Annotated in this window: 18 protein-coding genes, 1 tRNA gene and 1 pseudogene; 11 read left to right on the forward strand and 9 right to left on the reverse strand. The window is 64.0% G+C overall.

Translation table 11 applies throughout. The features are described from left to right. Positions 1-64: 64 nt before the first annotated feature. Positions 65-1,249: a porin gene (locus L0U81_RS09405; protein ID WP_233802009.1), complete on the forward strand. Its 1,185-nt coding sequence runs from the start codon at positions 65-67 to the stop codon at positions 1,247-1,249. A 349-nt stretch (positions 1,250-1,598) separates the two neighbouring features. Here the strand turns inward: L0U81_RS09405 and L0U81_RS09410 are convergent. From L0U81_RS09410 to cysS, 6 genes are all read right to left on the reverse strand, one after another. Further along, positions 1,599-1,692: transfer RNA gene (locus tag L0U81_RS09410), tRNA-Ser, on the reverse strand. A gap of 180 nt (positions 1,693-1,872) precedes the next feature. Then, positions 1,873-3,123, reverse strand: coding sequence for an aspartate kinase (locus tag L0U81_RS09415; protein ID WP_233802011.1), 1,251 nt, complete (start codon positions 3,121-3,123; stop codon positions 1,873-1,875). Positions 3,124-3,538: 415 nt separating this feature from the next. Beyond that, positions 3,539-4,999 carry a tRNA lysidine(34) synthetase TilS gene (gene tilS / locus L0U81_RS09420; protein ID WP_233802013.1) on the reverse strand — a complete coding sequence of 487 codons (1,461 nt, stop codon included), beginning with the start codon at positions 4,997-4,999 and terminating at the stop codon, positions 3,539-3,541. Positions 5,000-5,054: 55 nt separating this feature from the next. Then, positions 5,055-6,026 carry an acetyl-CoA carboxylase carboxyltransferase subunit alpha gene (locus tag L0U81_RS09425; protein WP_008920143.1) on the reverse strand — a complete coding sequence of 324 codons (972 nt, stop codon included), beginning with the start codon at positions 6,024-6,026 and terminating at the stop codon, positions 5,055-5,057. Between the two features lie 128 nt (positions 6,027-6,154). Beyond that, on the reverse strand, positions 6,155-7,273 hold the full coding sequence (locus L0U81_RS09430; protein ID WP_233802015.1) for a DNA-3-methyladenine glycosylase family protein: 1,119 nt from the start codon (positions 7,271-7,273) through the stop codon (positions 6,155-6,157). Between the two features lie 47 nt (positions 7,274-7,320). Then, positions 7,321-8,718 (reverse strand): cysteine--tRNA ligase, encoded by a 1,398-nt coding sequence (gene cysS / locus L0U81_RS09435; protein ID WP_233802017.1) that lies wholly within the window; start codon positions 8,716-8,718, stop codon positions 7,321-7,323. 249 nt (positions 8,719-8,967) lie between these two features. Here cysS and L0U81_RS09440 point away from each other — a divergent pair, with 249 nt between their 5' ends. The 4 genes from L0U81_RS09440 (at position 8,968) to L0U81_RS09455 (ending at position 11,880) form a co-directional block, all read left to right on the forward strand. After that, entirely contained in the window at positions 8,968-9,753 is a 786-nt protein-coding gene (locus L0U81_RS09440; protein ID WP_233802019.1) for a tetratricopeptide repeat protein, read from the forward strand. A 51-nt stretch (positions 9,754-9,804) separates the two neighbouring features. Next, positions 9,805-10,386, forward strand: coding sequence for a peptidylprolyl isomerase (locus L0U81_RS09445; RefSeq protein ID WP_233802021.1), 582 nt, complete (start codon positions 9,805-9,807; stop codon positions 10,384-10,386). A gap of 138 nt (positions 10,387-10,524) precedes the next feature. Next, a complete protein-coding gene (locus L0U81_RS09450) occupies positions 10,525-11,019 on the forward strand; it encodes a peptidylprolyl isomerase (RefSeq protein WP_008920148.1) in 495 nt (164 codons plus the stop codon). A gap of 63 nt (positions 11,020-11,082) precedes the next feature. Continuing rightward, entirely contained in the window at positions 11,083-11,880 is a 798-nt protein-coding gene (locus L0U81_RS09455; protein WP_233802023.1) for a UDP-2,3-diacylglucosamine diphosphatase, read from the forward strand. A 45-nt stretch (positions 11,881-11,925) separates the two neighbouring features. Here the strand turns inward: L0U81_RS09455 and cysE are convergent, their stop codons facing one another. Then, positions 11,926-12,762, reverse strand: a complete 837-nt coding sequence (gene cysE / locus L0U81_RS09460) for a serine O-acetyltransferase (protein WP_233802024.1) — start codon at positions 12,760-12,762, stop codon at positions 11,926-11,928. A 199-nt stretch (positions 12,763-12,961) separates the two neighbouring features. Then, entirely contained in the window at positions 12,962-13,792 is an 831-nt protein-coding gene (locus L0U81_RS09465; protein ID WP_233802026.1) for an RNA methyltransferase, read from the reverse strand. Between the two features lie 321 nt (positions 13,793-14,113). On the opposite strand from L0U81_RS09465, the gene L0U81_RS09470 reads away from it, so the two are divergent. The 4 genes and pseudogenes from L0U81_RS09470 (at position 14,114) to L0U81_RS09485 (ending at position 19,575) form a co-directional block, all read left to right on the forward strand. After that, a complete protein-coding gene (locus L0U81_RS09470; protein WP_233802028.1) occupies positions 14,114-14,917 on the forward strand; it encodes an inositol monophosphatase family protein in 804 nt (267 codons plus the stop codon). Positions 14,918-15,252: 335 nt separating this feature from the next. Next, positions 15,253-15,447: pseudogene (locus tag L0U81_RS33810) on the forward strand (hypothetical protein); the annotation flags it as partial. Positions 15,448-15,473: 26 nt separating this feature from the next. After that, complete coding sequence (mutS, locus tag L0U81_RS09480; protein ID WP_233802032.1) at positions 15,474-18,161, forward strand: DNA mismatch repair protein MutS; 2,688 nt, start codon at positions 15,474-15,476, stop codon at positions 18,159-18,161. Then, positions 18,127-19,575 carry a metallophosphoesterase gene (locus L0U81_RS09485; protein WP_233802034.1) on the forward strand — a complete coding sequence of 483 codons (1,449 nt, stop codon included), beginning with the start codon at positions 18,127-18,129 and terminating at the stop codon, positions 19,573-19,575. Before mutS ends, L0U81_RS09485 begins: the two co-directional genes overlap by 35 nt. On the opposite strand, the gene L0U81_RS09490 is transcribed toward L0U81_RS09485, so the two are convergent. Then, on the reverse strand, positions 19,555-20,097 hold the full coding sequence (locus L0U81_RS09490) for an FKBP-type peptidyl-prolyl cis-trans isomerase (protein WP_233802036.1): 543 nt from the start codon (positions 20,095-20,097) through the stop codon (positions 19,555-19,557). The genes L0U81_RS09485 and L0U81_RS09490 overlap by 21 nt on opposite strands. A 32-nt stretch (positions 20,098-20,129) precedes the next feature. Here L0U81_RS09490 and L0U81_RS09495 point away from each other — a divergent pair, with 32 nt between their 5' ends. Beyond that, positions 20,130-21,383 (forward strand): cupin domain-containing protein, encoded by a 1,254-nt coding sequence (locus tag L0U81_RS09495; RefSeq protein ID WP_233802038.1) that lies wholly within the window; start codon positions 20,130-20,132, stop codon positions 21,381-21,383. Positions 21,384-21,615: 232 nt separating this feature from the next. After that, a complete protein-coding gene (locus tag L0U81_RS33815) occupies positions 21,616-21,879 on the forward strand; it encodes a hypothetical protein (protein ID WP_442793399.1) in 264 nt (87 codons plus the stop codon). The last annotated feature ends 99 nt before the right edge of the window (positions 21,880-21,978 follow it).

Here is a 21,978-nt window from a genome sequence, read left to right on the forward strand (position 1 = left end):
CACCGAACAACAAACCTCACCGGCCTGAGGGATCAGGCCGTGCACTCAGTCTGGAGACATCCCAATGAAAACCACCCAGCGCGCGCGCACCCGCGCGTTCGTCCTCTGCTGCCTGCCGTTTGCAAGCGCCGCGTTGTCGACCAGCGCGGCGGCGCAAAGCAGCGTCACGCTGTATGGCGTCGTCGACAACGCGTTCGCCTATGTCAGCAACCAGAAAGGGCATTCGAACTTCTACATGAGCCAGGGCAACCTGCAGGCGAGCAAGTTCGGCTTCCTCGGCGCGGAAGATCTTGGCGGCGGCACGAAGGCGATCTTCCGGCTGGAGAGCGGCTTCAATTCGCTGACCGGCGCGCAAAGCACCGCGGGCTATCTGTTCAACCGCCAGGCCTATGTCGGTCTCGCGAACGACCGCTACGGCACCGTCACGCTCGGCCGCCAGTACACGCCCTACTTCAATATGGTCGGTGCACTCGGGCCGACCGGCGTGCTGACCGGCGCGACCGGCGCGCACCCGGGTGATCTCGACGCCCTCGACACGACGCTGCGCTTCAATAATTCGGTGACCTACCTATCGCCGACGATCGCGGGCCTGCAGGCAAGCGCGCAGTACGGTCTCGGCGGCGTGCCCGGCAGCATCGCGAACGGCAGCCTGTTCAGCGCGGCCTTGCGCTACGACTTCCAGCCGGTGTCGCTCGCGGCTGGCTACGTGAAGCTGAAGGACATCGCGACAAGCGCGGCGCTCGGCAGCTTCGCGATCAACTCGCCGGTCAACAACGGCTACGCGAGCGCGCGCAGCGCGCAGCTGTTCGCGGCGGCGGGCCGCTATACGTGGCATGACCTGATGGTGGGCCTCAACTATTCGAACGTGCAATACGCGCCAGGCCACGGCTCGCTCTTCTTCGACAAGGCCGTGTTCAACACGTACGGCGCGATTGCGACGTACCGGATCACGCCGAGCGTGACCTTCGGCGGCGGCTACAGCTTCACGCAGGCGAGCCGGGCGAACGGCATCACCGATCCGGCGCACTATCACCAGATCTCGCTCGAACAGACCTACAACCTCTCGACGCGCACCACGTTGTACGCTCTCGAGGCCTATCAGCACGCAAGCGGCAAGTCGCTGATCGCGTCGGGCAGCGGCGTGACCATCGCCGACGCGGTCGCGGTGGTCGGCGACTCGCAGAACACGACGCCGTCGTCGGGTCCGTCGCAGTTCGTCGGCATGGTGGGGTTGCGGCACGCATTCTAGGCGTGCGCGGTTTTAGCCCGTGGTACGGCTTGATTAATCTTAAAACGCATACCGGCGAACGCATTGCGGCCATATCGGACCATGCGTAAAGCGACACGATGCCGGTGGATCGAGCGTTTTATGGAGCCATGACGGATAGATGTGAGGCGAAGTTGCCACGGGTTTGCAGCAGCGGTTACGCCTCCCGGCGTTGATCAGGAGACCTGCATATCCAGGCGGAACGTGGTCATGCGCAGACGGGTCGGGCAATGCCCAGGATATCACTGCCGCTCGCATAGAGCGGACATTTCCCCGCCGAAAAACAAAAACCCCGCAGAGCCTAGACTCTGCGGGGTTTCGCCACCATTGCTGGCGGAGACGGAGGGATTCGAACCCTCGATCCAGGTTTTGGCCCAGATGCTCCCTTAGCAGGGGAGTGCCTTCGACCTCTCGGCCACGTCTCCCAAACTTTCTGTCGCACAGGGAGTCAGTGCGACGAAGCCAAGATAATAGCGGGCCAGGCCGAGAAGGTCAATGTCTGAAGAACATTTTTTGTGCCAGCGTGGGGCCTCGCGACGCAATTCGTTCACGTAACCGCCACAAAACAAACGGGGCGCTCTCGATCGCCCCGTTTTTCCCGCCATTTACGCCTGATCGAGTTCGAAAGCCTTATGCAGCGCGCGCACCGCGAGCTCCATGTACTTTTCGTCGATCAACACCGAAATCTTGATTTCGGAGGTCGAGATCATCTGGATGTTGATGCCCTCTTCCGACAGCGTGCGGAACATTTTGCTAGCGATGCCGACGTGCGAGCGCATGCCCACGCCGACCACCGACACCTTCGACACCTTCGGGTCCCCCAGCACCTGCTCGGCCTGCACGTGCGCCTTCACCGTGCCGGTGAGGATCTCCATTGCGCGCGCATAGTCGCCGCGGCCGACCGTGAACGTGAACGCCGTCTTGCCCTCGACGCTCTGGTTCTGAATGATCATGTCGACGTCGATATTCGCGTCCGCCACCGGGCCGAGAATCTGGTACGCGATGCCCGGCTTGTCGGGCACACCCATCACGGCGATACGAGCTTCGTCGCGCTGGAACGCGATGCCCGAGATGACTGCTTTTTCCATGGTCTCGTCTTCTTCAAAAGTAATCAGGGTGCCCGACTTCATTTCTTCGTCGAGCGGCATCAGCGGATCGGTCAGGCTCGACAGCACACGCGTCTTCACCTGATATTTGCCGGCGAATTCCACCGAGCGGATCTGCAGCACCTTCGAACCCAGGCTGGCCATTTCCAGCATTTCTTCGAACGTCACGCGATCGAGCCGGCGCGCTTCTTCAACGACGCGCGGGTCCGTCGTGTACACACCGTCGACGTCCGTGTAGATCAGGCACTCGTCGGCCTTCAGCGCGGCCGCGACCGCGACCGCCGACGTGTCCGAGCCGCCGCGGCCGAGCGTCGTGATGTTGCCGTTCGGGTCGATACCCTGAAAGCCGGTGATCACGACCACCTTGCCGGCCGCGAGGTCGCGCGTGACGCGCTCGCCGTCGATGTCGCTAATGCGCGCTTTCGTGAACGCGCTATCCGTTTTGACCGGCACCTGCCAGCCTGCGTAGCTGACCGCGTCGACGCCAGCTTCCTGCAGCGCGATCGCGAGCAGACCCGAGCTGACCTGCTCGCCGGTGGCGGCGATCATGTCGAGTTCACGCGGGCTCGGTTGAGTCGTGATTTCTTTCGCGAGGCCAAGCAGGCGATTGGTTTCGCCGGACATTGCCGAGGGCACGACGACCATCTGGTGGCCAGCCTTGTGCCATTTCGCGACGCGCCTGGCGACGTTCTTGATGCGCTCGACCGAGCCCATCGAGGTGCCGCCGTATTTATGTACGATGAGTGCCATTGTCGTTCTGAACTGGAAGAGAAACCGCGCTGGCGCGCTGGAGACAACCGCACAGAAGCACAGGGGCGCAACGTCTCGTGAACGGCGGCAAAGTGTGTGGCGGCGTAAATGCAGCACGCGTGCAGCACGCGCGGATTTGCCCGGGATGAGATCGCAAATGGCTGATCGGAACTGAACGGCGACGACGGATCACGCTCGCCAGCCGGCACTACCGACCGATAGCGACAAAAGCGACGGCGAAATCGGGTCGGGCAAACAAGCTAAAATACCTGATTGAGCGCAAAAAGACAAGGCGCAACGAGCGTCCAAATGCGTCAAATCGGGCCTGCAATGGCCTGTTTTATCGCTGATTTGCGTCCTATTTCACGATTTCGACATTTGCGCGCACGGGTTACGCGACTATCCGCCCGGCCCGTCAGGCGATCAACAGATCCTCGCGCCAGGCGATTTTCACGCGCGCTTCGCCGTGCTGGGATGTATCGCGCGCAGCCGCGCGATTCACACCGATCAGCGGCACGAACAGCAGTTTGTCGCCGATATAAAGCAGCGGCACGTCGCGCTTCCATGCGGGAATGCCGCGCTCCTGAAACAGGTTCTTCAGCGTGCGGCTCGGCGCGTTCGACGTGCCAACGCGCATGCGTTCGCCGCCGCCGCGCGCTCGCGCGCTCAGAGATGCTCGTTGCAGGACGCTGACGGGAATGGTGTCGGACGCTTCGCGGGATGCCTCGGCAACGTCGAAAGCAGTGGTTGCGTCCACCATCGCGAACACAAACGTGCCGCGCCACTGCGGCAAATACCAGACCTCCTGCCCCCGCCACACGAGCTCGCTGATCTCGCGCTCGACCAGCGCGGTTTCGTCGGCGGGCTCGCCGCTCTCGCCCGCTTCCCAGTAGACGAGGCCGCGATAGCTGCGCAACGCATGCCCCGCATGATCGATGCGCAAACGATGCCCGTCCTGCCCAGCGCCAACTTCACGCAACTGCCGCAGCGCATCCGCGACACGCGCGCTCGATGCCGCGACGAAGCCAAGCGCGCGCATCCAGTAGCGCAGCAGATTCAACGCGCGATCGTCGTCGAGTGCGAGCAGCGCATCGTGTGCAAGCGCGCGTCCTTCGTCGCGCGACGCGCTCTCCATGTCGGCGCGCGCGAGCGTATCGAGCAAGCGCTGTGCCGATGCCGCATGCGCGGCCGTGCGCGCGAGCGCATCGCGAAAACCGGGGAAATGCACCGCGAGCGCCGGCATCACCTGATGACGCAATGCATTGCGCGCGTAACGCATGTCCGCGTTCGACTCGTCGTCGATCCAGCGCAGCTTGCGCACGCTGGCGTAGTGTTCGAGTTGCGCGCGCAGCAGATGCAACAGCGGCCGCACGCGTGTCGTGGAAGCACCCGCGCGCAGCGAACCAGGCGCCATCGCCGCGAGACCCGGGAGCCCCGCGCCGCGCAGCAGTTGCAGCAGCACGGTCTCGGCCTGATCGTCCGCATGCTGCGCGAGCCATAGCGTATGAATGCCGTGCGTTTCACACATCGCGTCGAGCGCGCGATAACGCGCGTCGCGCGCCGCGGCTTCGATGCTCACACCCGGCGCGCGCGATACGTCGACACGTCGCGCGTCGAACTCGACGCCACGCTCGCGCGCGAATGCCTCGCAATGCGCGAGCCATGCGTCGGCATGCGGACTCAAACCGTGATGCACATGCAGCGCAATACAACGCGAGGCACCCGCGACACGCACGGCCGCATCGAGCAACACGCTCGAATCGACGCCACCGCTGAACGCGAGGGCGATACGGACGTCCGGATCGAGCCCGGACAGCGCCTCGCCGAGCGCATCGATTACGAGGCGCTCGGCGGATGAGTCGGCTGTAGTGGTCACGTCGTTAGCGCGGGAAGCGCCGGTGGACGAATGAGACAGGCTAACGCGCGCGGGCTTATGCGCCCGGCGTCGTTTCCTTGAATTTGCCGTACGCCATCAGCCGTTCGAAACGGCGTTCGCGCAGGTCGTTGGTGCTCATGCCCTGGAACTGGCGCAGCGAATCGGCGAGCGCGCGGCGCAGCATGGCGGCCATGCCCTTCGGATCGCGATGCGCGCCGCCGAGCGGCTCGTTGACGATCTTGTCGATCAGACCAAGCGCCTTCAGACGATGCGCGGTCAAGCCGAGCGCTTCGGCCGCTTCCGGCGCCTTCGCGGCGCTCTTCCACAGGATCGACGCGCAGCCTTCCGGCGAAATCACCGAATAGGTCGAGAACTGCAGCATCAGCACGCTGTCGGCGACCGCGATCGCGAGCGCACCGCCCGAGCCGCCTTCACCGATGATCGTCGCGATCAGCGGCGTCTTCAGCTCGGCCATCACGTACAGATTGCGGCCGATCGCTTCGGACTGGCCGCGCTCTTCCGCACCGATGCCGGGGTAAGCGCCCGGCGTGTCGATGAACGTGAAGATCGGCAGGCCGAATTTCTCGGCGAGGCGCATCAGACGCTCGGCCTTGCGATAGCCTTCAGGACGCGGCATACCGAAGTTGCGCAGCGCGCGCTCCTTGGTATCGCGGCCCTTCTGATGGCCGATCACCATGCACGCCTGACCGTTGAATCGCGCGAGACCGCCGACGATCGACAGATCGTCCGCGAAGTTGCGGTCGCCATGCAGTTCATGGAAGTCGGTGAACAGCTCGCTCACGTAGTCGAACGTGTACGGACGCTGCGGGTGACGGGCGATTTGCGATACCTGCCACGGCGTGAGGTTCGCGTACAGATCTTTGGTGAGCTGCTGGCTCTTTTTGGACAGCCGCTCGATCTCTTCCGAAATATCGACGGCCGAATCGTCCTGCACGAAGCGCAATTCTTCGATCTTCGCTTCGAGTTCAGCGATCGGCTGCTCGAAATCCAGAAACGTGGTCTTCATTGGTTGTAATCCTTGGACTTACCGGGCAGCGCGTATTCTAACCGCGCGCGCCGATGTCAAAACCATTTCTCAACTATCGACATCACGTACGCGATAGTCTTTGAAACGGCCTCGTTTCCTGTTCTTCTTCAGTAGTCGACCGGCAATGGATCGAGACTACGCCACATATACCAGGTCGCGACAGTACGCCACGGCTCCCAGTTCGCGGCAACCTCGCGCGCTTCGCTACGCGTGACGGGTTCGCCGCTGAAATAATTGACGCTGATCGCGCGGATCAGGCCGAGGTCGTCGAGCGGCAGCACGTCGGGACGCGACAGGTTGAAGATCAGGAACATCTCCGCAGTCCAGCGGCCGATGCCGCGAATCTGCGTGAGTTCGGCGATCACAGCCTCATCGTCCATCGACGTCCATTTGCCGACGTGCAACGCACCCGAGACGAAATGCTGCGCGAGATCGAGCACGTATTCGGCCTTGCGCTTGGACAAACCACACGCGGTCAGCTTCTCGAGGCCGAGCTTGATGAACTGCTGTGGCACGAGCTTCGGGCACGCGGCCTCCACCCTCCCCCAAACCGCCTGCGCGGCCGCGACGGAAATCTGCTGGCCAACCACCGAGCGCGCAAGCGTGACGAACGGATCGCCACGGCTCAACAGATGCACGGGGCCGAACTTCGGAATCAGCTTCTTCAGAATGCGATCGCGCTTGACGAGATCCGCGCATGCCTTGTCCCAATACGCGGGACGCGTGACCTCGGGCGCAAGACCGCCGATCTGTACGGGCACCGCGACTTCGTTCGCGAGCGATGTGACACCGGCCGCTTCGCCGCTCGCACTGGCCGTACTCGCCGAAGCGGCCGACACGCGCGTCTTGCGCACGACTTCGCCTGTGTTCGTATCGCGTGCGAGTTCCTGCACTTCGCCGGCGAGCTCAGCCGCGAGTTTGGCCGGCAATGCGCCATTGGCCTTGGCACGCGACGCCGTTTTCGCGCGCTTCGCAGCTGGCGCATCCGGAGCTTCAGTGAGCACGCCACCCCCGCCATTGAGCGAGCGTTTGGTCGCACTCTTCTTCGCCGCGGCCGAGTCGGTTTTCGCCGCCGCCCCGCCCGCCTTCGACGACGCTTTCTCTATCGCGCCGCCGCTTGCGCGAGTCGACGCGCGCGTCGACTTAGCCGCGCCAGCCGACGCTGCGGCTGCCGCACTGGTTTGAGACGCCGCGCGTTTAGCCGGCGTCTTCGTGGCCGTTGCCATCCTGCCTCCTGCCTGGCGAGTCGATCAGAGGGAAGTACGAGGGGCGCTCACACGCGCCGCCACTCGGTCAACCCGCCGGGTTTGTCTTCAAGGGCAACGCCGGCATCGAGCAATTCAGCCCGGATCCGGTCTGCTGCCGCATAGTCCTTTGCCTGCTTGGCGGCGATGCGCGCGGCGATCTTCGCTTCGATCGCGGCGGGCTCGAGCGCGCCTTCAGCCGCAGCACCCGCTGCCTGCTGCAGGTACGCACGCGGTTCGCGTCCGAGCAGCCCGAGCACCGCGCCGAGCGCGCGCAATTGACGGGCCAGCGCGGGGTCGCGCGTGCGATTCACTTCCGTGGCCAGTTCGAACAGTACCGACACGGCCACCGGCGTGTTGAAGTCGTCGTTCATCGCCGCCTGGAAACGCTGCGCGTACGCTTCGTTCCAGTCGAGCGTGGCGGTATCAGGCGCGACGTCCTTCAACGCCGTGTACAAACGCGCGAGTGCATTGCGCGCGTCGTCGATATGCACGTCGCTGTAGTTCAGCGGCGAACGATAGTGCGCACGCGCGATGAAAAAGCGCACGACCTCTGCATCGTACTGCGCTAGCACTTCGCGAATCGTAAAAAAATTGTTCAACGACTTCGACATCTTCTCATTGTCGATCTGTACGTAGCCGTTGTGCATCCAGTAATTGACGAAAGTTTGTCCGGTCGCGGCTTCGCTTTGCGCGATTTCGTTTTCGTGGTGCGGAAACTGCAGGTCCTGGCCGCCGCCGTGAATGTCGAACTGTTCACCGAGCAGCGTGCAGCCCATCGCCGAGCATTCGATATGCCAGCCGGGACGACCGCGCCCGTACTTCGAATCCCAGCCGGTATCGGCGGGTTCCTCGGGCTTCGCCTTCTTCCACAGCACGAAGTCGAGCGGATCCTGTTTCGCGTCGTTGGCCGCGACGCGTTCGCCCGCGCGCAGGTCTTCGAGTGACTTGCCCGACAGCTTGCCGTAGCCTTCGAATTTGCGCACCGCGTAGTTGACGTCGCCGTCACTCGCCTGGTAGGCATAGCCGTTCTTCTCGAGCGTCTCGATCATGCCGAGCATCTGCGGAATGAAGTCGGTCGCGCGCGGCTCGATGTCCGGACGCTCGATGCCGAGCGCGTCCGCATCTTCATGCAACGCGGCGATGAAACGATCGGTCAGCGATTTGATGGTTTCGCCGTTCTCGACTGCGCGCTTGATGATCTTGTCGTCAATATCGGTAATGTTGCGCACGTAGGTCACGTTGTAACCGAGCGTGCGCAACCAGCGCTGCACGATGTCGAACACGACCATCACCCGCGCATGACCGACGTGACAATAGTCGTATACGGTCATCCCGCAGACGTACATCCGCACGACACCTTCGCGCAGCGGCACGAAAGTCTGTTTGTCACGCGCGAGCGTGTTGTAGATGCGCAGAGATTCCATAGAGAACGGTGCGTGGGCCGAAAGAATCCGCATTGTGCTTCATGCGCGCCGCGACCCGCGAAACGAACAGGACAACGGGTGCATCGCATACAGCTGAAACCGGCGCACCTCGTGCGGCGATCAGGCTGCAGACGAAGCTGCGAACCGGGCGGAGACGGCCACGAGTGACGAAAAGACAGTCGGCGGTTCGACGGAACGCGCAGACCTTTTGTTAGAATGGCTCGGAGTATAACATCCAGACCTGAGCCTATGAAACACTCCAGCGGCCGCGCGCGCAGCGCTGCGACCCTCGTCGCGACTGCGTTTGGCGGCGTTGTCGGCGGCGTTACTTTCGAAGCGGCGCGCACCCTCGCGTGGCGCGTCACCGTGGTTGCCGCGCTTGCCGTGGTGCCGGTCGCGAGCGCCTATGCCCAGAAGGCCGCGGTGATGCCGCAAGGCCCCGCCGTACGCGACAATACGCCCGAAATCGACGCCTCCATCGCGCAGCAAAACTGGCAAGCCGCACTGACCCAACTCGATGCGCGCGTCGCCGCGAATCCGCGCGACGCGCAGGCGAAGTTCAAACGGGCAAACGTGCTCGTGCATCTGAATCGCGACGACGAGGCGATCGCCGCGTTCACCGAACTCACGCAGCTTTATCCCGAATTGCCCGAGCCGTACAACAACCTCGCGACGCTCTTTGCGAGGCAGGGTCGCCTGACCGAAGCGCGCGCCGCGCTGGAGATGGCCACCCAGGTCAATCCGAACTACGGCCTGGCATTCGAGAATCTTGGCGACCTCTATCTGCGCCTCGCCGATGCCGCATACCGTCGCGCGCAGAGCCTCGGCAAGGCGAGCCCGAGGACCGCGCAGCGTCTGGCGGAGATCCAGAAAGTGGTGTCGCCGGCGACGCCCGCCCCCGCGGCTTCGCAGCCCGCGGCCACGATCGAGCCCACCGCGCACCCCACGTCGGACATCACGGACAGCCCGAGCTTCCAGTTCGGTGGCCCGAATGGCTCGCTCGCCATGCCGCCGTACATGGCGCCGTCGCGCTGAACGCCGAACTCGTTGCCCCGCCGCACGTTTTCTCCAACCCCGAGGATTTTCATGAAATGGTTGATGTTGGCGCTCGGCAGCGCCGCCCTGATCGCAAATGCACCCGCATTTGCGCAGTCCGGTACGCAGGCCGCCCATCCGTCCGTGCTGTTCAAGACGTCGGAGGGTGACTTCCGCGTCGAGCTGTATCCCGAGAAAGCGCCGAAGACGGTCGCCAATTTCCTCGACTATGTGAAGGCCGGCCAATATAGCGGCACGATCTTTCATCGCGTGATTCCGGGCTTCATGATTCAGGGTGGCGGCTATACGCAGAGCTTCGTCGAGAAGCCGACGCGCGCGCCGATTCCGCTCGAGAGCCGCAGCGGCCTGAAGAACACCACGGGCACGATCTCGATGGCGCGCACCAGCGACCCGAATTCGGCCACCGCGCAGTTCTTCATCAACACGGTGGACAATGCAAATCTCGACTACCCGAATCCGGACGGCAACGGCTACGCGGTGTTCGGCAAGGTCACGAGCGGCATGGACGTCGTGAAGCGCATCGAAGCCACGCCCACCACCACGCGCGGTCCGATGTCCGACGTGCCGCAGAAGGCCATCGTGATCCAGTCGGCGACGGTGGTGAGCAAGTAACAACGAACAAGCGAGCGAACGAGCAAGCGAACCCGCGCGGCCGCAGCCCGGAGCGCAACCCACGCCCGGCGCGGCCTGCCGTCAGTGCATGACGACGCGCCGCGCCTTTTATCCACCTGAACATCCAAGGATTCCATCATGGTTGAACTGCATACGAACCACGGCGTCATCAAACTCGAACTGGACGCTGAAAAGGCGCCGAAGTCGGTCGAGAACTTCCTGAACTACGTGAAGGCCGGCCACTATGACAACACGGTGTTTCACCGCGTAATCGACGGCTTCATGATCCAGGGCGGCGGCTTCGAACCCGGCATGAAGCAGAAGCCGACGGCCGAGCCGATCACCAACGAAGCGAACAACGGTCTGAAGAACGAGAGCGGCTCGATCGCGATGGCGCGTACCAACGACCCGCATTCGGCGACCGCGCAATTCTTCATCAACGTGAACGACAATGACTTCCTGAACCACTCGTCGCCGACGCCGCAAGGCTGGGGCTACGCGGTATTCGGCAAGGTCGTCGAAGGCATGGACGTCGTCGAGAAGATCAAGAAGGTCAAGACCGGCTCGAAGGGTTTCCATCAGGACGTGCCGGTTGATGACGTCGTGATCGAAAAGGCTGTCATCGTCGGCTAAACCGTGAGTGAGTCGCGCCTCATGCGGGCGTCGACTCATTTGAACTGAAATCAGGCACCTTCAATGCTGCAAGAGACGCCGCTGCGAAGCGTCGCCGCGGGCGTGCCGGGCGAGGGCCAACGCCCGCACGCCGCGCGCCCATTCTTCTTCCTCTCCGATCTGCATCTGAGCGGGGATATTCCGCGCACGGTCGCCGCGTTCGAGCATTTCGTCCGCGTGAACGCCGACGTGGCCGATTCGGTGTTCATCCTCGGTGATCTGTTCGAGTACTGGGTCGGCGACGACATGCTGAGCGAGCCGTTCGTCGCGCGTATTGCGGCGTTGCTGCACACGCTTTCCGAGCGCGGCATCGCGCTCTACATCATGCACGGCAATCGCGACTTCCTGCTGGGCAAGCGCTTCATGAAAGCGGCCGGCGCGATCTGGCTACCCGATCCGTTCGTGATCACCGCGTTCGGCACGCGCATCGCGCTCGCGCATGGCGATGGTCTGTGCACCGCGGATCGCGGCTATCAACTATTCAGACGCTTCGCGCGCAATCGGCTCGCGCAGACGCTGTTTCTCGCGTGGCCGTTTCGCTGGCGCCGCAAGCTTGCCGAGAACATGCGCTCGAAGAGCGAGCAAGGTCGCACGCGGCCGATGGCGATCAGGTATGACGTAACGCCGAAAGGTGTCGCCGCGCTGTTCAAAACATCGAAGACGGCGACGATCATTCATGGGCACACGCATCTGCCCGCGCGGCATCGCGAGCCGGGTGGCACGCGCTGGGTCCTGCCGGACTGGGATCTCGATCACGGCCAGCGCCGTGGCGGCTATCTGAAGATCGATGCCGACGGGTTTCGGGTATTGCCGCTGGATTGACGGGTTGGGTACGGCTTGCGCTTTGCGCTGCCGTAGCGCCGATACCTAGCGCTCCGCCGCTACCCCATCCACCTTCCCCGCGATCGCTGCCGACAGCCGTCGCAAGTCGAGCAACGCCGCATCGGCGCCTTGCAGTCCTTCGAGGCTCGAGCCAAGCCGCTCGAGCGCGGCGACGATTTCATCGATACGCCGCGCCTGCGTAGCCGCATGATCGATCAGACCGTGAATCGCGAGCGACACCGGATCGTCCGCGTTCGGCGTGATGCCGTACGCGCAGAACGCGCTGATTTCGCTGCCGCGCTTCGCGTCGCGCGTGGCATGGTTCGACCCGGCGTTCGCACCGCTCGCGGCCTCAGTGACCGGCGCCGCCGGCACGATGATCCGCGCCGGATTGCCAACCGCCGTGCCACGCGCGGGCACCGGTTTCGTCACGACCGCGTTCGAGCCGATCTTCGCGTCCGCACCGACCGTGAAGCCGCCGAGCACCTTCGCGCCCGCACCGACGATCACGCCACGCTCGAGCGTCGGATGCCGCTTCGCGCCGCGCGTGAGCGACGTGCCGCCAAGCGTCACGCCCTGGTAGATCGTGCAGTCGTCACCGATTTGCGCAGTTTCGCCTATCACGACGCCCATGCCATGATCGATGAACACGCGCCGCCCGAGCGTCGCCCCCGGATGGATCTCGATGCCGGTCATGAAGCGCGCCATCTGCGACACGAAACGCGCGAGCCAGCGGCGCTTCGCGCGCCAGCACGTATGCGCGAACCGATGCAGCACGAGCGCGTGCAGCCCCGGATAACACGTGAGCACTTCCCATGCACTGCGGGCAGCGGGATCGCGCTCGCGGATCGTGGCGATATCTTCGCGAAGTCTCGTGAACATGGCAGGGATCGTGTTGTGGGAAAAAAACCGTCTGCGTGAGCGGGTCCGCGCGCTTAGCACCGCGGCAGCTTTGCTTCCAACGTTTCGTGGATTGTAGGTTGATTGCGCGAAACGTGCCGGAAGCCCCCGCCGACTGCAAGGTTGTCGTCAGATGAAGGCGGTGCATGCGATGCGCCGCGACGGACTGATCGATGGACCGTCAGTCGGTCCGCTTCGTCTTCAGCAGGATGTGCCTGGCGATGCCGCGCACGATGTTGACCTCCTCGCGCTCCAGGCCTGAGCGCGCGAAGAGCCGACGTAGCCGTGACATGAGCTTCTTCGGATTGGCCGGATCAAGGAACTCGAGCGCGACCAGTGCGCTTTCCAGATGCGCGAACATGCTTTCGATCTCGTCGCTCGCCGCCATCTGCGCGCGCGTACTGGCGGATTCGGCCTGCGCTGCCCCGGCTCCCCCAGCGGACGAGCCGTCGGTCGTTTCGTCATCAGAGAGATACGCAGTGCGTAGCTCGTAGGCGAGCACCTGCACCGCCTGCGCGAGATTGAGCGAGCTATAGGCGGGATTGGCCGGAATATGTGCGAGCGCGCTGCATCGCTCGACGTCCTCGTTCGACAAACCCGTGCGCTCGTTGCCGAACACCAGCGCGATCTCGCCGTGTACCGCCTCTTCGTGCGCGGCGGCGGCCGCCGCGCGCGGCGCCCATTGGGGCGGTCCGTATTCGCGCAGACGCGCGGTCAGCGCGACCGACCAGTGGACGCCGGTCAGCGCATCGGCGAGCGTCGGCACCACGTGCACGGAGGCGAGCACGTCGTCGGCGCCACTGGCCATCGCGATTGCTTCGGGATCGCTATGCACGTTCGCCACGCGCGGGGACACCAACACGAGCCGCGAAAAACCCATGGTTTTCAGCGCGCGCGCCGCGGCGCCGACATTGCCCGGATGGCTGGGCTCGACGAGCACGAAACGCGTCGAGGTAAAGCCGCCGCGCAAATCGGCCACGGCGGGGTCGGAAGAATGGTGCGTGTGATCCACGATGAAACTCTGCTGGCCAGGTGACTCAAGACGCGTATGGTAGCGCCAACGGGCGCTGGTGCCGAATCAGACCGATGCGCGGGCACGCGCGGACTCAGGTAAAATACCGCTTTTCGCGTCCGGCGCCGGCATTCGCCCCAGGCTTGCGCTGAACCGGCCGCACTGTTCTTATTCAATTCGTCTCCGTCGACGGAATGCGCTCCGGCATGATAGCCGGCTGGCGTTCCGTGCTGTGTTTGCGTCGCTGCGGCGCCCGTCGGCGCAGGTTTCGCGCTCATTTACCGGCCAGCAGCCGTGCTGCCCCGGCTCAAGGATCAGTTTATGCATCCCATGCTCAATATCGCTGTGAAGGCCGCGCGCCGCGCAGCTCAGATCATCAACCGCGCGTCGCTCGATCTCGACCTGATCCAGGTCAGCAAGAAGCAGCACAACGATTTCGTCACGGAGGTCGACAAAGCGTCCGAAGCGGCGATCATCGAAACGCTGAAGACCGCCTATCCCGATCACGCCATCCTCGCCGAAGAGTCGGGCAAGTCGGACCACGAGTCCGAATACCAGTGGATCATCGATCCGCTCGACGGCACCACCAACTTCATCCACGGCTTCCCGTACTACTGCGTGTCGATCGCGCTCGCTCACAAAGGCGTCGTCACGCAGGCCGTCGTCTACGATCCGAACCACAACGATCTGTTCACCGCATCGCGCGGCCGTGGCGCGTTCCTCAACGATCGCCGCCTCCGCGTAGCGAGGCGTGACCGCCTTGCCGACTGCCTGATCGGCACCGGTTTCCCGTTCCGCGCGCAGGACAGCCTCGAATCGTACGGCCGCCAGTTCGCCGAAATGACCGAAGCCTGCGCGGGTCTGCGCCGTCCGGGTGCTGCCGCGCTCGATCTGGCCTACGTCGCAGCCGGCCGCATGGACGGTTTCTTCGAGCAGGGCCTGAGCGCATGGGACGTCGCGGCGGGCAGCCTGCTGATCACCGAAGCCGGCGGTCTGGTCGGCAACTACACGGGCGATTCGGACTTCCTGCACGTCGGCGAAGTCGTCGCGGGCAACCCGAAGGTCTACGCGCAGATGATTCCTATCCTGTCGCGCTTCAGCCGCACGCATCAGCAGTCGGCTTGAGGGGCGCCGCCGCGGCCGGTCCGCGGCAACGACGTGTAACGGTGGTGCAGAAAGCGGCTTCGGCCGCTTTTTTGTTGGCGGCGCTGCAACGCGCGAGGCTTCGTGCGACAACGCTCGGAGTTGCCAGGGCAGGACTCGGCCGGGACCGTTCCGTGATTCGCTCGGCCGCATGGGTCACAACGCTGCTGCAGACTTTCTTCGCGATCTCGTACGGGCTGCTCGCGCCAATCGTCGGGACGATGCAAGGCGGTGCGCTGATCAGCACGGTCGTCGGGCATTTCGTCGCGCGTGCGTATGTGCCGCTGATCCGCTCCGCAGCCGATCTCGCGATGGGCGCGATGATGCTCACCGCGAAAATGCCGGCGAAGTGGATCATCGTCGTGTTCGGCTGCTTCATCGCGCTGCTGATGTGGCTCGCGAAACACAGGCCGCGATCGGTTCAATCATGCTGCCATACGATTTTTGCGTTAGCCATCGGCCGTTCGGGCAGGGTCCGTTCGCCGCGCCGGCGGGTTAAACTCACGCCCTGAGCATCTACCGCAAGAAGACACGAAGGATGGGCATTCAAACCGCAGCGGCCAACGACGTCGCACAACACACGCCGATGATGCAGCAGTACCTGCGCATCAAGGCGGAGCATCCGGGCACGCTGGTGTTCTACCGGATGGGCGACTTCTACGAACTCTTTTTCGACGACGCGGAGAAAGCCGCGCGCCTGCTCGACCTGACGCTCACGCAGCGCGGCGCGTCGGCGGGCAATCCGATCAAGATGGCCGGGGTGCCGCATCACTCGGTCGAGCAGTATCTGGCCAAGCTCGTGAAGCTCGGCGAATCCGTTGCGATTTGCGAACAGATCGGCGACCCGGCCACGTCGAAAGGCCCGGTCGAGCGCAAGGTCATGCGCGTGGTCACGCCGGGCACGCTGACCGACGCCGCGCTGCTGTCCGACAAGAGCGACGTCTATCTGCTCGCGCTGTGCGTCGCGCACAATCGCCGCGGTGTCGCGACGAGCGTCGGTCTCGCGTGGCTCAACCTCGCGAGCGGCGCGCTGCGCCTTGCCGAAGTCGCGCCCGATCAGGTCGCTGCCGCACTGGAGCGCATCCGCCCCGCGGAAATTCTGGTCGCCGATGCCACCGTCGATTCGGCCAGTTGGGCACCCCCCGTCAACGCCGGCGCGCTCAAGCGCGTGCCCGCCTGGCACTTCGATATTACGTCGGGCACGAAGCGCCTGTGCGATCAGCTCGAAGTCGCGAGCCTCGATGGCTTCGGCGCGCATTCGCTCGGTTGCGCATGCGGCGCGGCCGGCGCGTTGCTGCTGTACGCGGCGTCCACGCAGGGCCAGCAGTTGCGTCACGTGCGCAGCCTGAAGGTCGAACACGAATCCGAATACATCGGTCTCGACCCGGCCACGCGCCGTAATCTCGAACTTACGGAGACGCTGCGCGGCACCGAATCGCCGACCCTGTGCTCGCTGCTCGACACCTGCTGCACGACGATGGGTAGCCGCCTGCTGCGCCACTGGCTGCATCATCCGCCGCGCGATTCGGCGCTCGCGCAGGCGCGTCAGCAGGCGATCGGTGCGTTGCTCGACGCGCCGCCGGGCGCCGATCTCGATACGTTGCGCAGCGCGTTGCGGCAGATTTCGGACATCGAACGGATCACCGGACGTCTCGCGCTGCTGTCGGCGCGGCCGCGCGACCTGTCGAGCCTGCGAGATACCTTCATCGCGCTGCCTGCGTTGCGCGCGCAGCTCGCGGCGGTGGCATCGAACGCGGATTCGCTCGCGCGCATCGACGCGGCGCTCGAACCGCCGCAAGCGTGCGTCGAACTGCTCATTCGCGCGGTCGCGCAGGAGCCGGCCGCGATGGTGCGCGACGGCGGCGTCATCGCGCGTGGATACGACGCCGAACTCGACGAGCTGCGTGATATTTCTGAGAACTGCGGGCAGTTCCTGATCGATCTCGAAGCACGCGAACGCGCGCGCACCGGCATCAACAATCTGCGCGTCGAGTACAACAAGGTGCACGGCTTCTATATCGAAGTCACGCGCGGCCAGACCGACAAGGTGCCCGACGACTATCGCCGGCGGCAAACGCTGAAGAACGCCGAGCGCTACATCACACCCGAGCTGAAGACTTTCGAGGACAAGGCGCTGTCTGCGCAGGAACGCGCACTCGCTCGCGAACGCGGGCTGTACGACGCATTGCTGCAATCGTTGCTGCCGTTCATTCCCGACTGTCAGCGCGTTGCGCTCGCGCTCGCCGAACTCGATCTGCTCGCCGCGTTCGGCGAACGCGCCCGCGCGCTCGACTGGGTCGCACCGACGTTCTCGGCCAACGCGGGCATCGACATCGAGCAGGGCCGACATCCGGTCGTCGAGGCGCAGGTCGAGCAGTTCATCGCCAACGACTGCACGCTCGCGACCGAGCGCAAGCTGCTGCTGATCACCGGCCCGAACATGGGCGGTAAGTCGACCTTCATGCGCCAGACCGCGCTGATCGCACTGCTCGCGTACGTGGGCAGCTACGTGCCGGCGCGGCGCGCGACCTTCGGACCGATCGACCGCATCTTCACGCGCATCGGCGCGGCCGACGACCTCGCCGGCGGCCGCTCGACCTTCATGGTCGAGATGACCGAAGCGGCCGCCATCCTCAACGACGCGACACCGCAAAGCCTCGTGCTGATGGACGAGATCGGCCGCGGCACGTCGACGTTCGACGGCCTCGCACTCGCGTGGGCGATCGCGCGGCATCTGCTCGCGCACAACGGCTGCTACACGCTGTTCGCGACGCACTACTTCGAGCTGACGCAACTGCCCGCGGAGTTTCCGCACGCGGCCAACGTGCATCTGTCGGCGGTCGAGCATGGGCACGGCATCGTGTTCCTGCACGCGGTCAACGAAGGGCCAGCCAATCAGAGCTACGGCCTGCAGGTCGCGCAGCTCGCCGGCGTGCCGAACGCGGTGATCCGCGCGGCGCGCAAGCATCTCGCGCATCTGGAGCAGCAATCGGCCGCGCAGCCCGCGCCGCAGCTCGATCTGTTTGCCGCGCCGTCACCGATGCTCGTCGAAGACGCAGACGACGACAACGATGCCGATTCCAGCGCGACATCAGCGTCACCCGCGATGCAGACACTCGTCGCGCGCCTTCGCGGCATCGACCCGAATGATCTGCGGCCGCGCGAAGCGCTCGATCTGCTGTACGAATTGCATGAACTGGCCGTCGCGCCGGATGCGGACCACTGACACCCCGAGGCGCCAGCTGCACCCGCGCGGGATTCGCGCGGCGCTGCGCGACGTGCTCGCGTCAACGGGCGGCATCGTTGTGCTCGCGGCAGTGTGCGGGTGGACTGCGCCAGCGCACGCCGAAACCTCGCGCTTCGCGTTCGCGGTGATCTCCGACACGATGCACAGCCCCGCCGACGAAGCGGCCACGCAACGGCTGCTCGAGGCGATCGGGCGCGAGCGCGATGTGCGCTTCATCGTCTACAACGGCAATCTGAAGGGGCCGAAGGAGGTATGCCGCGATGCGGTGTTCGAGCGCCGCCACGCGCTGCTCGACAGCTCGCGCGCGGCCCTCTTCTTTATCCCCGGCCAGCATGACTGGGTCGATTGCGGCACGGCCGAAGCCGGCGGCTTCGATCCGGTCGAGCGGCTCGACCAGATGCGGCAAACAATGTTCGCCGATCCGACATCGATGGGGCAGAACCCGATCGCGCTGACGCGCGAAAGCGAGGTGTCGCGCTTTCGACCGTTCCGCGAAAACGTGCGCTGGGTGGTGAACGACAAAGCGAACGATAAAGCGAACGACAAAGCCGGCAACATCGTCTTCATCGGCCTGAATGCGCCGGGTCCGAACAATCACTACCTGAGCGCGGGCGGCCGCAACGGTGAGTTCGAAGATCGTGTGATCGCCAACGCATTCTGGCTCGAGCACGCGGGCGAATATGCGAAGCGCCGCGACGCCCGCGCGATCGTCGTGTTCATTCAAGGCGACTTCGACCCCGAGCGTTACGAGCGGCCCGAACGGTTCGCATGGCTGCACTTCGCACACAGCTCGCGCCGTGACGGCTTTCTCGAATTCAAGCGCAGTCTCGTCAAGCTCGCGCAGATTTTCCCCGGACCCGTAGTCGTCATTCATGCCGACGACGAACGCGCTTCGGGCGGTTTTGTCATCGACCAGCCGCTACGCAACGACAAGGGAATGGTCGTGACGAATCTCACGCGCATTGCACTTGCGCCGCGTGATCGTCATAACCAGTGGATTCAGATTGAAGCGGATTTCGGCAGGAGGACGCCGTTCAAGGTCAGCGTGCGCGACGTGCCGAAGCAGATGCCCCTTCCGACCACGCCGCCGGTCTTGCCGCCCGCCTCGCCGCGCGAGGAATCCGGCGCGTCGATGCCGGGTGCGCCGGAGATGCCGAATGTGGAAGGGTTCGGGCCGGCTTCGGAATTGCCGCCGGTATTGCAGACGCCCGGAGAGTCGCCGGACCAGCAGCCGCACATCCCGTCCGACCAGGGTGGTGGCGACTACGGGCCCGCGATTTCGATGCCGCCGGGGTCGATACTGCCAGCGTCGCCAGCCTTGCCGGCATCGGTGCCGCCTGCCCCCGCGACGACACCGCGCATGCCTGCAAGCTCAGTGCAGGGTCGGTTTTGAGCTGTCTTCGTCGTCCTCGTCTTCATCGTCGTCAAGGACTTCGAGGCCGTCCGCGCCGTGCGCGTGCTCGTGTTCGATTTCGTCTTCGGTAGCAGGACGCACGTCCTTCACGGTCAACGCGAAACGCAGCGCCATGCCGGCGAGCGGATGATTGCCATCGAGCACGACCTTGTCTTCCGCGACGTCGGTCACCACGTACACCAGCGAATCGATTTCCTCGTCGCCATCTTCGGGTGTGCCTTCGAACTGCATGCCGACTTCCAGCGGTTCCGGGAAGCGATCGCGCGGCTCGATCTTCACGAGCTCGGGATCGTACTCGCCGAACGCGTCTTGCGGTTCGAGCTGGATCTGGGTCTCGAAGCCGGCTTCGTGGCCGTCGAGCTCTTCCTCGATCTTGGGGAACGTGCCATCATAGCCGCCGTGCAGATAGACCATCGGCTCTTCGCTTTCCTCAATCAGATTGCCCTGCGCATCCGATAGCTTGTAGGCGACCGACACGACGGTGTTCTTTGCGATTTTCATTCGACTCTCCAGAATACAACTCACATTATACGATGCCCAGGCGGCCCAACCACCTCCCGGCCGATGCAGCTTCGGCACGCAATTCGTCGTCTGCTGCAAAGCCGGCCACGCAACCCGTTGTTCCGCCCTCGCCCGACATTCCGACCGTACTGCTCAGCAATCTGAGCCCGTCGGAATTCATGCGCCGCTACTGGCAGAAGAAGCCACTGCTGATCCGTCAGGCAGTTCCCGACATCGAAGCGCCGCTGTCACGCGACGAACTATTCGAGCTCGCCGATCAGGACGACGTCGAAGCGCGCCTGATCACGCACTTCCGCAACAAATGGCAGCTGGAGCACGGCCCGTTCGCGCCCGACGAACTGCCGTCGGTCAAGCAGCGCGCGTGGACGCTGCTCGTGCAGGGTGTGGACCTGCACGCCGACCGCGCGCGCGCGTTGCTCGACCGTTTCCGCTTCGTGCCGGACGCACGCCTCGACGACCTGATGATTTCGTATGCGAGCGACGGCGGTGGCGTCGGCCCCCACTTCGATTCCTACGATGTGTTTCTTTTGCAAGTAAAGGGCAAGCGCCGCTGGCGCATCAGCGCGCAGAAAGATCTGACATTGCAACCCGGCTTGCCTTTGAAAGTTTTACAGCACTTCGAGCCCGACGAGGAGTGGGTGCTCGAGCCCGGCGACATGCTGTACCTGCCGCCGCACATCGCGCACGACGGCATTGCCGAAGGCGAATGTATGACCTGTTCGATCGGTTTTCGCGCGCCGTCCGAGAGCGAGCTGACCGCGCAGTTCCTCTACCATCTGGCCGAGCGCGGCGAGGCCGCGGGCAAGGCCGGCGCGCTCTATCGCGATCCGCAGCAGGCCGCCGTCGAGCGGCCGGCCGAGCTGCCCGCGGCGCTCGTCGAACGGGTGGGCGCGATCCTTGCTAAAGTGCGGTGGAATGAGCAGGACATTGCGTCGTTCCTTGGCACCTACCTCAGCGAACCGAAGCCGAGTGTGGTGTTTGATCCGCCGCAACGGCCGCTCAACGAAGCCCGTTTCGCCGGCGCGGTGTCGAAAGCCGGTCTGCGGCTCGACCGCAAGACTAACCTGTTGTATGAACGTCGTTTTTTCTTCGTAAATGGAGAAGAAATAACGTGGAGTGGCGCGAAAAAATGGCTGTTTGATCTCGCAAATCTGCGATGCATGAGTGCGAAACGCTTTGTAACACTATCACACGATTCATCGGTGACAGCACTGCTACACGAGTGGTATCGTGCGGGCTGGATACAGGTGGGCGAGGTTGCGTAACTCTGCCCACGTGCTATACCGTACAGTGAAATTTTGTATGAGAAAGACAACGTATTGACCCCGGATTTATCGACTGTCAGTACGAAAGTGCATATAATTTCCGCCCAAGCCGTAGGGAAGATTCCAGCTCATCAAAAGAGCTTCTCCACCAGCGGCCCAGGTCGGTGTTGGAGCACATTACCGGTTTTATTTTGCGCTGTTGCTTACCTTTAAACCATAAAAGGACGTGATCATGAAGAAATCCCTCCTCGTAGCATCCCTGTTGGCAGCTGTGGCACTCGCTGCATGCAACAAGAGCAGCGACCAGGCCGCTGCACCGGCTAGCGATGCAGCTGCTGCTTCGGCACCGGCTGCTGCTGCGAGCGAAGTCGCATCGGCACCGGCTGCCGCTGCTTCGGAAGCCGCTCCGGCAGCGGCTGCTGCTTCGGACGCAGGCGCTGCTGCTTCGGACGCAGCTGCTTCGGCTGCTGCTCCGGCTTCGGGCGCAAGCCAGTAAGCTGTCGCGTAGGGTTCGCCTCTGGGCGAAAACTGCTCCGGGAAATCGTCGCGATTTCCCGGGCAGTCCGGCAAAACGCCACGGATTCATTTCCGTGGC

The sequence above is a fragment of the Paraburkholderia sp. HP33-1 genome (assembly GCF_021390595.1).
GTDB lineage: Bacteria > Pseudomonadota > Gammaproteobacteria > Burkholderiales > Burkholderiaceae > Paraburkholderia.

Coding starts and splice junctions, on each gene's coding strand:
- L0U81_RS09405 (WP_233802009.1), top strand. CDS start 65: ATGAAAACCACCCAGCGCGCGCGCACCCGCGCGTTCGTCCTCTGCTGC.
- L0U81_RS09415 (WP_233802011.1), bottom strand. CDS start 3,123: ATGGCACTCATCGTACATAAATACGGCGGCACCTCGATGGGCTCGGTC.
- L0U81_RS09425 (WP_008920143.1), bottom strand. CDS start 6,026: ATGAAGACCACGTTTCTGGATTTCGAGCAGCCGATCGCTGAACTCGAA.
- L0U81_RS09430 (WP_233802015.1), bottom strand. CDS start 7,273: ATGGCAACGGCCACGAAGACGCCGGCTAAACGCGCGGCGTCTCAAACC.
- cysS (WP_233802017.1), bottom strand. CDS start 8,718: ATGGAATCTCTGCGCATCTACAACACGCTCGCGCGTGACAAACAGACT.
- L0U81_RS09440 (WP_233802019.1), top strand. CDS start 8,968: ATGAAACACTCCAGCGGCCGCGCGCGCAGCGCTGCGACCCTCGTCGCG.
- L0U81_RS09445 (WP_233802021.1), top strand. CDS start 9,805: ATGAAATGGTTGATGTTGGCGCTCGGCAGCGCCGCCCTGATCGCAAAT.
- L0U81_RS09450 (WP_008920148.1), top strand. CDS start 10,525: ATGGTTGAACTGCATACGAACCACGGCGTCATCAAACTCGAACTGGAC.
- L0U81_RS09455 (WP_233802023.1), top strand. CDS start 11,083: ATGCTGCAAGAGACGCCGCTGCGAAGCGTCGCCGCGGGCGTGCCGGGC.
- cysE (WP_233802024.1), bottom strand. CDS start 12,762: ATGTTCACGAGACTTCGCGAAGATATCGCCACGATCCGCGAGCGCGAT.
- L0U81_RS09470 (WP_233802028.1), top strand. CDS start 14,114: ATGCATCCCATGCTCAATATCGCTGTGAAGGCCGCGCGCCGCGCAGCT.
- mutS (WP_233802032.1), top strand. CDS start 15,474: ATGGGCATTCAAACCGCAGCGGCCAACGACGTCGCACAACACACGCCG.
- L0U81_RS09485 (WP_233802034.1), top strand. CDS start 18,127: ATGAACTGGCCGTCGCGCCGGATGCGGACCACTGACACCCCGAGGCGC.
- L0U81_RS09490 (WP_233802036.1), bottom strand. CDS start 20,097: ATGAAAATCGCAAAGAACACCGTCGTGTCGGTCGCCTACAAGCTATCG.
- L0U81_RS09495 (WP_233802038.1), top strand. CDS start 20,130: ATGCCCAGGCGGCCCAACCACCTCCCGGCCGATGCAGCTTCGGCACGC.
- L0U81_RS33815 (WP_442793399.1), top strand. CDS start 21,616: ATGAAGAAATCCCTCCTCGTAGCATCCCTGTTGGCAGCTGTGGCACTC.